Here is a 13,677-nt window from a genome sequence, read left to right as displayed (position 1 = left end):
GCTCCAGCACTGGCCGCACGGCCCTATGGTATGGCTGGAAAACACGCGTTGCGCAGCGACCGTCCATCGAATCCTGCCGGCGCCCAACCTTCGGCGCGGCCCGCTTGCACCTCGTCGAATCCAGTATCGCACAGCTTCAAAAAAAACAAACCGCACGACGGTGGCGCGCTGCCGGGCGTATCACACAAGTGAGACGATTATGCGACTTTTCAAGATGCCTTGCTTGGACGGCGGCGCACACGGCAAAGCAGGAATTACCCTACGAATGTGGACTTTGCAACGAGCTTATCGGCCATCCCAAAAATTCCTTGACACTCGATTTAAGAGATTTAACAATCAAACTGGCACTTTTTTCCGGGGGCATCGGGCAAAAAAGGCCGAGGGGAGCAGTGAGGAGGGGGCGGTTCGCTGTGGGGGTGGGCCGTCGAGCTTTTCGAGCGTGCTCTGGTTGAGACGAGAGTTAGAGGGGAAGTACGAATGTCTACTGGTACGGTCAAGTGGTTCAATGACGCGAAAGGCTACGGATTCATCACGCCCGACGAAGGCGGCGAGGATCTGTTCGCACATTTCTCGGCGATTCAGATGAACGGTTTCAAGACGCTCAAGGAAGGCCAAAAGGTCACTTTCGAGATCGTCCAGGGACCGAAGGGCAAGCAGGCATCGAACATCCAGGACGCAGCCTGACCGTTCGGGTGCCATGAGCCCGTAAAAACCCGGCTTCGCGCCGGGTTTTTTTATGCGCGCCTCAGCGGACGATGCCCGCCGGGACCGCATCACATGTTGTCGATCATCACCTCGCCGAATCCCGAGCACGACACCTGCGTCGCGCCTTCCATGAGCCGCGCGAAGTCGTACGTGACGCGCTTCGAAAGAATCGACTGCTCCATCGACGCGATGATGCGATCCGCTGCCTCGGTCCAGCCGAGATGGCGCAGCATCATTTCGGCGGACAGAATTTCGGAGCCCGGGTTCACGTAATCCTTACCGGCGTACTTGGGCGCGGTGCCGTGCGTGGCCTCGAACATTGCAACGGAGTCCGACATGTTCGCGCCCGGCGCAATGCCGATGCCGCCGACCTGCGCCGCGAGCGCATCGGAGATGTAGTCGCCGTTAAGATTGAGCGTGGCGATCACGTCGTATTCCGCCGGACGCAGCAGGATCTGCTGAAGGAACGCATCGGCGATCACGTCTTTCACGACGACATCCGCGCCCGTCTTCGGGTTCTTCACCTTCATCCACGGGCCGCCGTCGATCAGTTCGGCGTTGAACTCCTTCTGCGCGAGCGCGTAACCGTAGTCGCGGAACGCGCCTTCGGTGAACTTCATGATGTTCCCCTTGTGCACGAGCGTGACCGAGCGCCGGTTGTTGTCGATCGCATACTGAATCGCCTTGCGCACGAGCCGCTCCGTGCCCTCGCGCGACACCGGCTTGATGCCGAGCCCCGACGACTCGGGAAAGCGGATCTTCTTCACGCCCATTTCATCGCGCAGGAAGGCGATCACCTTCTTCGCTTCCGCCGATTCGGCCGGCCATTCGATGCCCGCGTAGATATCTTCCGAGTTCTCGCGGAAGATCACCATGTCGACCTTGTCCGGCTCGCGCAGCGGCGACGGCACGCCCTTGAAATAGCGCACCGGTCGCAGGCAAACATACAGGTCGAGTTGCTGCCGAAGCGCAACATTCAACGACCGGATGCCGCCGCCGACGGGCGTCGTGAGCGGTCCCTTGATCGAGACGACGTATTCCTTCACGACATCGAGCGTTTCGTCCGGCAGCCAGACGTCCGGACCGTAGACGCGCGTGGCCTTTTCGCCGGCGAAGATCTCCATCCAGTGAATCTTGCGCTTCCCGCCGTAGGCCTTCTCGACTGCCGCATCCACCACCTTGAGCATGACCGGCGTGATATCGACGCCCGTGCCGTCGCCCTCGATGTACGGAATGATCGGCTGATCCGGGACGTTGAGCGAGTAATCCGCGTTGACGGTGATTTTTTCACCGCCCGCCGGAACCTGGATGTGCTGATACGACATGGTCGACTCCAATGAAGGCCGGACTTGATGATTGGTTGGCGCGGACGCTCGCTGCGCCAGTGCTTTCATTCTATCCACGGCAGGCGGGCGACAGGCCCTTCGCCCGGCGTGGCAGTGAGAGAAACGGATCGCGGTCCATTATGCATTAAGATGCCGCATCCACGCCCCGGCGGCCTGCCGCGCGGCGCGCACGCCTTCCACCTGTTCCGCTTGTCTGCCGATGCCGCTCATCGCTCTGAATAAACCGTTCGGCACGATCTGCCAGTTCTCCGCGCACGAAACCCGCGCGTCGCTCGGCGACTTCGTGAAGGCGCCGGGCGTCTATCCGGCGGGCCGGCTCGATGCGGACAGCGAGGGCCTTCTTCTGCTCACCGACGACGGCGCGTTGCAGGCGCGCATCGCGGAGCCGCGCCACAAGCTCGTCAAGCGTTATTGGGCGCAGGTCGAAGGCGCGCCCGGCGACGACACGCTCGCGCGTCTCGCGAAAGGCGTCGATCTCGGCGATTACGTGACACGGCCATGCAAGGCCGCTTTCGTCGCGGAGCCCGATATCGAAAGCCTGTGGGCGCGCAATCCGCCGATCCGCTATCGCGCCGCCATCCCGACGACGTGGATCGAACTCGCCATCACCGAAGGGAAGAACCGCCAGGTCCGGCGCATGACGGCAGCGGTCGGCTTTCCGACGCTGCGGCTCGTGCGCGTGGCTATCGGCGCGCTCGACGTGTTCTCGCTTGGACTCGCGCCCGGGGAAAGTGTCGAAGTGCCGGCGCAATCGCCATGGAAAACCGTGCGTTGAATCGCCATTGAAGTATCGCGCCGGGCGCTTTTGTGAAACGCGCCGATTAGCCGCGTATCAACCCGCGAAGATTTTTTGCATCTGGGCAGTGAATCGCTGCGAAATCGCGTCAACCGACTCTTTCGGCGAGGCGTTAAGGGCCACAGATGCCGCACAAAGCTATCCGGCATGAACGAAACACCCTTTCGATTAACCTGTGTGCTCCAGGCTTTTTGAAAGGAACAAGCGTTCACAGCCGTATCGAGTTTTTGCCGATACGACTGTCAACCGAAAGGTGGATGGCTCGTTTACCGACATGACTCAATGACCGGGTCGTTTGGTTAATTAACTCAAGCTGAGGATTCACAAATGAACAAACTGATCGCTGCTCTCGTCGCTGGCCTGTTCGCAACGGCTGCATTCGCACAAGCTTCGGCTCCGGAAGCGGCTGCTCCGGCTGCTGCTTCGGCTGCTTCGGCACCGGCTCACAAGGCTGCAAAGAAGCACTCGCACAAGAAGTCGCACAAGAAGTCGCACAAGGCTGCCGCTTCGGCACCGGAAGCTGCTTCCGCAGCTCAGTAAGTTCGTTGTAAGACGCGGTATAGCGAAGCTAAAAACGAGCATTACCGCCGTCTTCACGGCGTTAAAGGGCAGATCGCCGAATGGCAATCTGCCCTTTTGTTTTGCATCGGGCCTTTGCGTCCTTTCGTTTTTCGCCGTGAACTGCGTCCGCCGCCTTTGCCCGCGCTTTTTACATTCGCGTCTTGCTTCAAGTAACATGCGCGGGGCTGCTGTTTTTTCTTGGCGTGGACGATCGATTTCCAAGGAGCATCGTGTGAATTCGCTGTTGCATTCTCTGCGCGCGTTGCGCGCGCCATTCTCTTTTGCTGAATCGATTCGCCGCGCGAGTGTCGTTCGACGACTGCGTGCGCTCGTCGTCGCGATTCTGCTGCCGTTCGCCGCGCTTTCGCTCGCGCAGGCCCAGACAATGCCGCCCGGCGCGAAGCAGCCGTCTGAATTTCCGCGCGCGAAGCTCACCGCCGGCATGTTCGTCATCGACGCCGCCGTGGCCGCCAACGACGCCGATCGCGAGCAGGGTCTCATGTATCGCACGCAACTCGCGGCGAACGAAGGCATGCTCTTCGTATTCGACGAGAACGCGGTGCATTGCTTCTGGATGAAGAACACGCTGATCCCGCTGTCGATCGCGTTCATTCGCGCGGACGGCACGATCACCGACATCGACGAAATGGATGCCGAAACCACGAATAACCATTGCCCGCGCAACAACGGCGTGTATGCGCTCGAGATGAGCAAGGGCTGGTTCACGGCGAAGGGCATCAAGCCGGGCATGAAAATCAAGGGATTGCCGGGCGTGCAGTAGCGCAAGTCTGGATGAACGATAAAAACGGCGTGTCGCCTGACGCGCCGTTTTTTTTCGCCCTCGCGGGGCGCGCAGGGACAATCCGAAACCGTTTGTCGCAACGTTCGGCAGGGCTGGCAAGATTCCTGCAAGAAGCTGGTCTACGCGCTATCCTAAAAAGATTGCATGGGACCGCAATAGAGGCTGAAGCCCTAGCTGCGGTCGACAGCTTTGCATGAGACCGTAGTAAGGGCTGAAGCCCTAACTGCGGTCGCAATTACCCACAGGAGGTTCACGTGCCCCGCAAGACTCCCATCGAGCGCTATCGCAATATCGGTATTAGCGCCCACATCGATGCCGGCAAAACGACCACTACCGAACGCATCCTTTTCTACACCGGCGTGACGCACAAGATCGGCGAGGTTCACGACGGCGCGGCGACGATGGACTGGATGGAGCAGGAGCAGGAACGCGGCATCACGATCACGTCCGCCGCGACGACCGCCTTCTGGAAAGGCATGGCCGGCAATTATCCGGAACATCGCATCAACATCATCGATACGCCGGGACACGTCGACTTCACCATCGAAGTCGAGCGTTCCATGCGCGTGCTCGACGGCGCCTGCATGGTCTACGACTCGGTCGGCGGCGTGCAGCCGCAGTCCGAAACCGTGTGGCGTCAGGCGAACAAGTACAAGGTGCCGCGCATCGCCTTCGTCAACAAGATGGATCGCGTCGGCGCGGACTTTTTCCGCGTGCAGCGGCAAATCGGCGAGCGCCTGAAGGGCGTCGCGGTGCCGATCCAGATTCCGATCGGCGCGGAAGAGCACTTCCAGGGCGTGGTCGACCTCGTGAAGATGAAGGCCATCGTCTGGGACGACGAGAGTCAGGGCATCAAGTTCACGTACGAAGACATCCCCGACAACCTCAAGGACGTCGCGCACGAATGGCGCGAGAAGATGGTCGAGGCCGCGGCGGAATCCAGCGAAGAACTGCTCGAAAAGTATCTGGAAGACCACGAAAGCCTGACGGAAGAAGAGATCAAGACGGCGCTGAGGAAGCGCACCATCGCGAACGAGATCGTGCCGATGCTCTGCGGCAGCGCGTTCAAGAACAAGGGCGTGCAGGCGATGCTCGACGCGGTGATCGACTATCTGCCCTCGCCGGTGGATGTGCCCGCGATTCTCGGCCACACCGAAGACGACCAGGAAGCCGAGCGCCATCCGAGCGACGACGAGCCGTTCTCCGCGCTCGCGTTCAAGATCATGACCGACCCGTTCGTCGGCCAGCTGATCTTCTTCCGCGTGTATTCGGGCGTCGTGAATTCCGGCGATACGGTCTACAACCCGGTGAAGGAAAAGAAGGAGCGGCTCGGGCGCATCCTTCAGATGCACGCGAACGAGCGCAAGGAAATCAAGGAAGTGCGCGCGGGCGACATCGCTGCGGCGGTCGGCCTGAAGGAAGCGACGACCGGCGACACGCTGTGCGATCCGGGCAACATCATCATCCTCGAACGGATGATCTTCCCGGAGCCAGTGATCTCGCAGGCCGTCGAGCCGAAGACGAAAGCCGACCAGGAGAAGATGGGCATCGCGCTCAATCGACTCGCGCAGGAAGACCCGTCGTTCCGCGTCACGACCGACGAGGAATCCGGCCAGACGATCATCTCCGGCATGGGCGAGCTGCACCTCGAAATTCTCGTCGACCGCATGAAGCGCGAGTTCGGCGTGGAGGCGACGGTCGGCAAGCCGCAGGTCGCGTATCGCGAAACCGTGCGCAACAAGGTGACCGATGTCGAAGGCAAGTTCGTCAAGCAGTCGGGCGGGCGCGGCCAGTACGGGCACGCCGTCATCACGCTGGAACCGGACCCGGGCAAGGGCTATGAATTCGTCGACGCCATCAAGGGCGGCGTGATTCCGCGCGAGTACATTCCGGCGGTGGACAAGGGCATTCAGGAGTCGCTCAAGTCGGGCGTGCTGGCGGGCTATCCGGTCGTCGACACAAAAGTGACGCTGACCTTTGGCTCCTATCACGATGTCGATTCGAACGAAAACGCGTTCCGCATGGCCGGCTCGATGGCCTTCAAGGAAGCGATGCGCCGCGCGAAGCCCGTGCTGCTCGAACCGACGATGGCCGTCGAAGTGGAAACGCCCGAGGAGTTCATGGGCAACGTGATGGGCGACTTGTCGAGCCGGCGCGGCATCGTGCAGGGCATGGAGGACATCGCGGGCGGCGGCGGCAAGATCGTGCGCGCCGAAGTGCCGCTTGCCGAGATGTTCGGCTACTCGACGTCGCTGCGCTCGCTGACGCAAGGCCGCGCGACCTACACGATGGAGTTCAAGCACTACGCCGAGACGCCGAACAACGTGTCGGAAGCGATCATCAACTCGAAGGGGAAATGATCGCCGCCCGCTTTGGGCGCTTCGCCGTGTAATATCGGAAGTCCGTTGCTCGCGCGGTGTCGGCGGCAACGGACTTTTTCTATCTGTAGACCAGAGGCACCATGAGCGACGCACATCATATCGATTGGCGCGAGAACGGCGTCAAGGTCATCAAGGGCGATCAGCTCGACACCAACACGCCGCAGACGCCGGGCATGAACCGCGCGGCCGCCATCGACGCGGCGCGCGTCGGGGCGCAGAAGATCTGGGCGGGAACGGTCACCATTCATCCGAACGCGAAGACCGGCGCGCACCATCACGGCGCGCTCGAAAGCGTGATCTACATCGTGCGCGGCCAGGCGCGCATGCGCTGGGGCGAGCACCTCGAATTCGCGGCCGAAGCCGGTCCTGGCGATTTCATCTTCGTGCCGCCGTACGTGCCGCATCAGGAAATCAACGCGAGCACGGACGAGCCGCTCGAATGCGTGCTCGTGCGCAGCGACAACGAAGCGGTCGTCGTGAATCTGAACATCGACGCGGTCGAAACGCCGGAAGAAGTCTTCTGGGTCGATCCCATCCATAAGCATCCGCACAAGCATCCGCACGAACATTGACGCGCCGCCGAACGTAGCGGCGCGTTCCTTGCTTCCACGCCGAGACGCGCTGACTTCGCGTCACATCGGCGAAGCGCGCCACGCAACGACAACACGACAACACGCACAGGGAACGATCACCGATGAAGAAAGCATCGACGGACGCGCATCACCTGGAGCTTGCGCGCGGCAACGCGGGCGAGCTGGGCAATCACGCGATCGACGAGTTCATGGCCGGGCGCCTCACGCGGCGCGAACTGCTGCGGCACGCGAGCGTGCTGGGCTTCGCGCTCTCGGCGGGCGGGCTCTTCGGCATGCCGGCGGCGCGCGCGCAGGGCGCGGCCAAGCCCGGCGGCACGATTCGCGTCGCGCACATGACGCCCGCGGGCGCGGTCGATCCGCTGACCGTCACCGATGCAGCCGGACTCGTGCTCATCAACCAGACGGGCGAATTTCTGATCGACGACGACAGCGAGACGCTCACGCTGCGCCCTGCCCTCGCGCTCTCGTGGTCGTCGAACGCGACGGGCGATGTGTGGACCTTCAAGCTGCGCCAGAACGTCAAATTCCACAACGGCCAGCCGATGACCGCGAAGGACGTCGCGGCCACCTTCAACCGCCTGGCCGATCCGGGCGCGGGGTCGGCTGCGCTCTCGGTGCTGAAGGGCGTGCTGTCGAAGGATTCGGCGAAAGCGGTCGACGATCACACCGTCGAGTTCCATCTCGACGCGCCGAACGGCAATTTCCCGTACTACGTTTCCTCCGACAACTACAACGCGGTGATCCTGCCCGCGAACTTCAGCGGCCCGTACGAGAAGTCGTTCATGGGAACGGGCGCGCTGAAAATGGAAAAGTACACGCCGAAGGTCGGCGCGTCGTTCGTGCGCAATCCGGACTACTGGGGCGACAAGGCGCTGCCCGACCGCGTGCAGTTCTCGTTCTACGCCGACCAGCAGGCGCAACTCCTCGCCATGCAAGGCCGCCAAGCCGACGTAATGGGCGACTTCACCGTGCAGGGCGGCGTCTCGATGCTGTCGAACCCGCAATTCAAGGTGCTCGGCGCGAAGTCGAGTTCGCATCGGCAGATTCACATGCGCTGCGACATGGGCGCGTTCAAGGACAAGCGCGTGCGTCAGGCGCTCGCGCTCGCGATCAATCGCGAAGTCATCGTAAAGGGCCTGTTTCGCGGGCGCGCGGTGGTCGGCAACGACAGCCCGTTCGCGCCGGTCTTTCCGTCGAGCGATCTCACCGTGCCGCAGCGGCATCTCGACATCGCGAAAGCGAAGCAGCTGATGAGCGAAGCGGGCGTGGCCAACGGCTTCGACATCACGCTCACGACCGAGAAGTACATGGAGATTCCCGACCTCGCCGTGGTTGTGCAGAACGCGGCCAAGGCAATCGGCATTCGCATCGCGCTGAAGGTGGAGAGCCAGGACCTGTACTACGGCTCGGGCACGTTCGGCAAGTCCGATTGGCTCGATTCGCCGCTCGGCATTACGGACTACGGGCATCGCGGCGTGCCGAACGTGTTTCTCAATGCGCCGCTCACGAGCAGCGGCACGTGGAACGCGGCGCATTTCAAGAACGCGGAATACGACAAGCTCGTCGCGCAGTTCGTCGCGGCGCTCGACGTGGCCTCGCAGAAAAAACTCTCCGGGCAGATTCAGCGCCTCTTGCTCGACGAAACGCCCGTCGTGATCCCTTACTTCTACGACCAGTTGATCGTCACGCGCGCGAACGTGTCGGGCGTGCGCTTCAACGCCATCTCGCAGATGTGGTTCGACCGCGCGACGGTGGCCGCTTGAGCACGATCACGTCCCCGGCGGGCATCGGCGGCAAGCGCAACGGCTCGGCGAAGGCGCGGCGCGTGCTGCGCTTCGTCGGCGTGCGCGTGCTGCTTGCGCTCGTCACGCTGTGGCTTCTGTCGATGATCGTCTTCGCGGGCGGCCAGCTCTTGCCCGGCGACGTGGGCCGCGCCATTCTCGGCCCGCTCGCCGATGCGCGCGCCGTCGCGGCGCTGAATCATCAACTGGGCGTGGACCGGCCGCTTCTCACGCAATACACCGGCTGGATCACGCACTTCCTGCGCGGCGACATGGGCGAGTCGTATGCGTTTCGGGCGCCGGTCGCGCCGTTCATCGGCGGCGCGCTGTGGAGTTCGGCGAAGCTCGGCGCGCTCGCGTTCGTGGTCGTGGTGCCGCTCGGCATCGCGGGCGGCGTCTACGCGGCGCTGCACGCGGGGCGCTGGATCGACCGGTTCATCAGCATCGGCGGACTCACGGCGACGGTCGTGCCGGAGTTCGTGTCGTCCATCGTGCTGATTCTGATCTTCGGCGTGTGGCTGCAATGGCTGCCGATCGAAGCGAGCGCGCCCGCCAACGCCAGCGCGCTCGTGCAACTGAAGCATCTGATTCTGCCGGTGCTGCCGCTCGTCTTCGTGTTCTTCGGCTATATCGCGCGGATGGCGCGCGCCGGCACCGTCGAGGCGCTCGACGCCGACTACACGCGCACCGCGATTCTCAAGGGCTTGCCGCGCCGCGTCGTGATCCTGCGGCACGTGCTGCGCAATGCGCTTCTGCCGACGGTCACGGTCGCCGCGACGCAGCTCGGGTACATGATCGGCGGGCTCGTCGTCGTGGAGACGCTGTTTCACTATCAGGGCATCGGCTCGCTCATCTACAACGCCGCGAAGGCGAAGGACTTTCCGATGCTCGAAGCCGGCGTGCTGACCATCGGCGTGATCTATACGGCGGCCAATTTGATCGCGGATGCGCTCTATGTCGTGCTCAATCCGCGCCTTCGCACCGGAGGCGCGCGATGAGCACGGTCGCCGCCGTCAGACCGAAGCGGTTCGACGCCCTCGGCGCGCTCGCGCGTTCGGCCACGTTCGATGTGGGCGTGCTGATCCTGCTCTTCTGGGTCGCGTGTGCGCTCTTCGGACACTGGCTCGCGCCGCAAGACCCGTACGCGTCCGATCCGTTGAATTCGCTCGCCGCGCCGTCCGCCGAACACTGGTTCGGCACCGACCAGCTCGGCCGCGATGTGTTCGCGCGCGTGATCGTCGGCTCGCGCGACATTCTCACCATTGCGCCGCTCGCGACGCTGCTCGGCACGGCGGCGGGCACGGCGCTCGGGCTCGTCGTCGGCTATTTCGGCGGCTGGGTGGATGCCGTGGTCGGCCGCGCGATCGACGCGCTGCTCGCGCTGCCGCTCGTGATCGTGGCGCTGCTCGCGCTGGCCGCGGTCGGCGCGAGCAACACGACGGTGATCCTGGTGATCGGCCTCACCTTCGCGCCGATCACCGCGCGCACGGTCCGCGCGGCGGTGCTCGGCGAGCGGCATCTCGACTATGTGCTCGCGGCGCAACTGCGCGGCGAAAACGCGTTCTACATCATGTTCGCGGAGATTCTGCCGAACGTGCTGCCGCCGATCATCGTGGAAGCGACGGTGCGCCTCGGCTACGCGATCTTCGCGGTCGCGACGCTGTCGTTTCTCGGCTTCGGCATTCAGCCGCCTTCCGCCGACTGGGGCCTGGCGCTCTCGGAAAGCTACACGCTGATGGCGGGCGGCGCGTGGTGGACGGTCGTGTTCGACGCGGCGGCGATTGCATCGCTCGTCGTCGCGGTGAATCTCGTCGCGGATGCCGTGCAAGGAGTGCTCGACCGATGAACGGACCGCCGCCATCGGCCTTCCCCGCGTTCGGCGCGGCCAAGGGCAGCGAGACGGATGCGCTAACGGTGGTCGGCCTGACGGTCGCGTATCGCACGCGCTGGCACGACCGCGATGTCCTGCAAGACGTGACGCTGCGCGTGCGGCGCGGCGAGGCATACGGGCTCGTCGGTGAATCGGGCTGCGGCAAATCGACGGCCGCGCTCGCGATCCTGCGCTATCTGCCGCGCAACGGCCGCGTGAAGGCGGGCCGCATCACGGTCGGCGGACACGACGTCGCCGCCCTGCCCGCCGAAGCGCTTCGCGCGCTGCGCGCCAACGCCGTGTCGATGGTCTATCAGGACCCGGGGCGCGCGCTCAATCCATCGCTGACGATCGCGCGTCAGGTGTCCGAAGCGTTCGAAGCGGCGGGCGCCTCCGCCGACGACGCGCTCGCCCGCACCGCCGACATGCTGCGCCGCGTGCGCATCGCGTCGCCGGAGCGGGTGATGGAGAGTTATCCGCATCAATTGTCGGGCGGCATGCAGCAGCGCGTCGTGATCGCGATGGCGCTCGCGTGCAATCCCGAACTGCTCATTCTCGACGAACCGACGACCGGGCTCGATGCCACCGTCGAAGCGGAAGTGCTCGATCTGATCGCGCAGCTACGCGCGGAACTCGGCACGGCGGTGCTGTTCATCAGCCACAACCTCGCGGTGATCGGGCGCATGTGCGACCGCGTCGGCGTGCTGTATGCGGGCCGGCTGGTGGAAGAAGGCGCGACCGCCGATGTCTTCGCGAAGCCGCGCCACCCGTACACGGTCGGCCTCTTGCGCTGCCTGCCGACGAGCACGCGCACGAAGGAAACCGGCCGGCTCGACACGATTCCGGGCTCGCTGCCGCTGCCGGGATCGGTCGTGCAAGGCTGCATCTTCGCGCCCCGCTGCAAGATGGCGGACGAACGCTGCGTGAAGGAAGCGCCGCCGCCGTATCGCGTGGCATCGCTTCACGGCGACCAGATGTCGCGCTGTCATTACCACGAGCGCGCGCATCTTTTGCCCCGCTCGACTGACGAAACGCCGCCGCCCGCGCCGCCGCGCGACGACGCCCCGCTTGCGCTGTCGGCCCGTCATGTATCAAAAACCTTCCGCGTCGGCGATGAAGACGTGCGCGCCGTCCACGATGTCTCGCTCGACCTCGCGCAGGGCGAAACGCTCGGGCTCGTCGGCGAGTCGGGCAGCGGCAAGACGACGCTCGCGAAACTGCTGCTCGGCCTCGTCTCGCCGGATGAAGGCGCGACGCTCGAACTCGACGGCCAGCGCCTCGCCGAGCGCGTCACGCGGCGCAGCGGCGAGCAGGTCAAGTCGCTGCAAATCGTCTTCCAGAATCCGGATTCGGCGCTGAACCGCGCGCATTCGGTGCGCAGGCTGATTGCGCGGTCGCTCGCGAAGCTCGGCGCGCTGCACGGCGAAGCGAAAGAGCGGCGGCTGCACACGCTGACCGAAGCGGTGCGCCTGCCCGAGCGTTATCTCGGCTCGCGCACGCGGCAACTATCGGGCGGACTCAAGCAGCGCGTCGCGATTGCGCGGGCCTTCGCGGGCGATCCGCGCGTGGTCGTCTGCGACGAGCCCACGTCCGCGCTCGATGTCTCCGTGCAGGCCGCGATCCTGAATCTGCTCGCGGATTTGCAGCGCGAGCGGCGCGTGAGCTATGTGTTCATCTCGCACGATCTGCACGTCGTGCGCTATCTGTCGGACCGCATCGCCGTGCTGTATCTCGGGCGCATCATGGAAATCGGCCGCGCCGCCGATGTGTTCGACGGCCCGCAGCATCCGTACACTGAAGCGTTGCTGTCGTCGGCGCCTTCGCTCGACGACGCGCACGCGGCGTATCAGCGCATCCGGCTGTCGGGCGAGTTGCCGAGCGCGGCGAATCCGCCGTCGGGCTGCGTGTTTCACACGCGCTGTCCGCGCAAGATCGGCGAAATTTGCGAGCGCGAGACGCCGCCCAGCCGCGATGCCGGAAACGGCCACGTGATCCACTGCCATATTCCGGTGGCTGAACTGCGGGCGCTGCGATCGCGCGAAAACGTGACCTGAAGCAAGCCGCTGGAACCAAACGCGCTCTCGTCGCCTCTCAACGGTTCAACGTTCATACAAGAGGATACCCACGATGAAACGCGCTCTCTCGCTCGCCGCTTCCCTCGCGCTTTGCGCAGCCACGGCCGCCCACGCGCAATCCGCGCCGACGCCCGGTGCATCCGATCCGAGCTTTTCCGCGTGGTCGCTCGCGCAGCAGTGCGGCCAAAAAGGCGACAACGCCGCGCAGGGACAATGCGTCGGCGCGGTGCGGGGCATCGTGCGCGGGTATCAGTACGGCGTGCTGTTCTTGTCGCAACGCGCGTCGATGCCGGCGAACGAAACGCGGCGCGTGTCGCTGTGTTTGACGGATACGACGGTGTCGTCGATCGTCGATGATTTTCTCGCGGACGCCAAGCAGGTCAGTGAGGCGGATCTCAGGCGCACGCCGGCGGAAGTGGCGGTGCTCGGGTCGGTGCATGCGCATCATGCGTGTTCGTGAGTAGGGGCGGTTGAGGCCTAGCGGGCCCGGTTTTGGGGACGGCGCCCGCTAGGAAGGTAGACGAATGTCACGTTTTATGGCGGAAGCACGAAACTGACGCTTAGGATGGCAGACTATGCTGCCGTCGGCTGTCGGGTTGCACTGGACGTCATCCGTTCGATCGAACGATCGGCTCCGCGCGGCTCGGGCTCGACGAGAGTTTCACCGTTAATAACAAGAACAAAGGAATCGCAGCATGAGTTGGTTCGATCAGCCGCGCACGCTCGCCTTGTCGGGCCGCGCGCTGCCGCAGTGGCTCGATGAGCCG

General features: G+C 64.0%; 12 protein-coding genes. 11 read left to right on the top strand and 1 reads right to left on the bottom strand.

Annotated elements, in window-relative coordinates:
* Positions 1 to 477: 477 nt before the first annotated feature.
* Positions 478 to 684, top strand: coding sequence for a cold-shock protein (locus tag NCR35_RS04160; protein WP_175939638.1), 207 nt, complete (start codon positions 478 to 480; stop codon positions 682 to 684).
* Positions 685 to 773: 89 nt separating this feature from the next.
* Here the strand turns inward: NCR35_RS04160 and icd are convergent, their stop codons facing one another.
* Complete coding sequence (gene icd, locus NCR35_RS04155) at positions 774 to 2,030, bottom strand: NADP-dependent isocitrate dehydrogenase (protein WP_250533240.1); 1,257 nt, start codon at positions 2,028 to 2,030, stop codon at positions 774 to 776.
* Positions 2,031 to 2,250: 220 nt separating this feature from the next.
* Here icd and NCR35_RS04150 point away from each other — a divergent pair, with 220 nt between their 5' ends.
* From NCR35_RS04150 to NCR35_RS04105, 10 genes are all read left to right on the top strand, one after another.
* Positions 2,251 to 2,826, top strand: coding sequence for a pseudouridine synthase (locus NCR35_RS04150; RefSeq protein WP_250533239.1), 576 nt, complete (start codon positions 2,251 to 2,253; stop codon positions 2,824 to 2,826).
* A 348-nt stretch (positions 2,827 to 3,174) separates the two neighbouring features.
* Positions 3,175 to 3,387, top strand: coding sequence for a hypothetical protein (locus NCR35_RS04145; protein WP_175939635.1), 213 nt, complete (start codon positions 3,175 to 3,177; stop codon positions 3,385 to 3,387).
* Between the two features lie 313 nt (positions 3,388 to 3,700).
* Positions 3,701 to 4,189, top strand: a complete 489-nt coding sequence (locus NCR35_RS04140; protein WP_502801646.1) for a DUF192 domain-containing protein — start codon at positions 3,701 to 3,703, stop codon at positions 4,187 to 4,189.
* Positions 4,190 to 4,464: 275 nt separating this feature from the next.
* The gene (gene fusA / locus NCR35_RS04135) at positions 4,465 to 6,570 is read left to right on the top strand and encodes an elongation factor G (RefSeq protein WP_244848037.1); all 2,106 of its coding nucleotides are present in this window, start codon (positions 4,465 to 4,467) and stop codon (positions 6,568 to 6,570) included.
* Positions 6,571 to 6,671: 101 nt separating this feature from the next.
* Positions 6,672 to 7,163: a cupin domain-containing protein gene (locus NCR35_RS04130; protein WP_250533238.1), complete on the top strand. Its 492-nt coding sequence runs from the start codon at positions 6,672 to 6,674 to the stop codon at positions 7,161 to 7,163.
* A 122-nt stretch (positions 7,164 to 7,285) separates the two neighbouring features.
* Entirely contained in the window at positions 7,286 to 8,947 is a 1,662-nt protein-coding gene (locus tag NCR35_RS04125) for an ABC transporter substrate-binding protein (RefSeq protein ID WP_250533237.1), read from the top strand.
* On the top strand, positions 8,944 to 9,963 hold the full coding sequence (locus NCR35_RS04120; protein WP_502801643.1) for an ABC transporter permease: 1,020 nt from the start codon (positions 8,944 to 8,946) through the stop codon (positions 9,961 to 9,963). The genes NCR35_RS04125 and NCR35_RS04120 overlap by 4 nt, the downstream gene beginning before the upstream one ends.
* Positions 9,960 to 10,811: an ABC transporter permease gene (locus NCR35_RS04115; protein ID WP_250533236.1), complete on the top strand. Its 852-nt coding sequence runs from the start codon at positions 9,960 to 9,962 to the stop codon at positions 10,809 to 10,811. The genes NCR35_RS04120 and NCR35_RS04115 overlap by 4 nt, the downstream gene beginning before the upstream one ends.
* Positions 10,808 to 12,889 (top strand): ABC transporter ATP-binding protein, encoded by a 2,082-nt coding sequence (locus tag NCR35_RS04110; protein ID WP_250533235.1) that lies wholly within the window; start codon positions 10,808 to 10,810, stop codon positions 12,887 to 12,889. The genes NCR35_RS04115 and NCR35_RS04110 overlap by 4 nt, the downstream gene beginning before the upstream one ends.
* 73 nt (positions 12,890 to 12,962) lie before the next feature.
* Entirely contained in the window at positions 12,963 to 13,370 is a 408-nt protein-coding gene (locus NCR35_RS04105) for a Rap1a/Tai family immunity protein (RefSeq protein WP_206467681.1), read from the top strand.
* The last annotated feature ends 307 nt before the right edge of the window (positions 13,371 to 13,677 follow it).

Source organism: Caballeronia sp. AZ10_KS36 (genome assembly GCF_023631105.1).
Lineage (GTDB): Bacteria > Pseudomonadota > Gammaproteobacteria > Burkholderiales > Burkholderiaceae > Caballeronia.
Note: the sequence above shows the minus strand (reverse complement) of the source record. Positions and strands in the feature narration are given on the sequence as shown.

Bases quoted from the DNA above. Each gene is read 5' to 3' on its own strand.
- icd (WP_250533240.1), bottom strand. From the start codon at position 2,030: ATGTCGTATCAGCACATCCAGGTTCCGGCGGGCGGTGAAAAAATCACC.
- NCR35_RS04105 (WP_206467681.1), top strand. From the start codon at position 12,963: ATGAAACGCGCTCTCTCGCTCGCCGCTTCCCTCGCGCTTTGCGCAGCC.
- NCR35_RS04145 (WP_175939635.1), top strand. From the start codon at position 3,175: ATGAACAAACTGATCGCTGCTCTCGTCGCTGGCCTGTTCGCAACGGCT.
- NCR35_RS04110 (WP_250533235.1), top strand. From the start codon at position 10,808: ATGAACGGACCGCCGCCATCGGCCTTCCCCGCGTTCGGCGCGGCCAAG.
- NCR35_RS04115 (WP_250533236.1), top strand. From the start codon at position 9,960: ATGAGCACGGTCGCCGCCGTCAGACCGAAGCGGTTCGACGCCCTCGGC.
- NCR35_RS04130 (WP_250533238.1), top strand. From the start codon at position 6,672: ATGAGCGACGCACATCATATCGATTGGCGCGAGAACGGCGTCAAGGTC.
- NCR35_RS04160 (WP_175939638.1), top strand. From the start codon at position 478: ATGTCTACTGGTACGGTCAAGTGGTTCAATGACGCGAAAGGCTACGGA.
- NCR35_RS04150 (WP_250533239.1), top strand. From the start codon at position 2,251: ATGCCGCTCATCGCTCTGAATAAACCGTTCGGCACGATCTGCCAGTTC.
- NCR35_RS04125 (WP_250533237.1), top strand. From the start codon at position 7,286: ATGAAGAAAGCATCGACGGACGCGCATCACCTGGAGCTTGCGCGCGGC.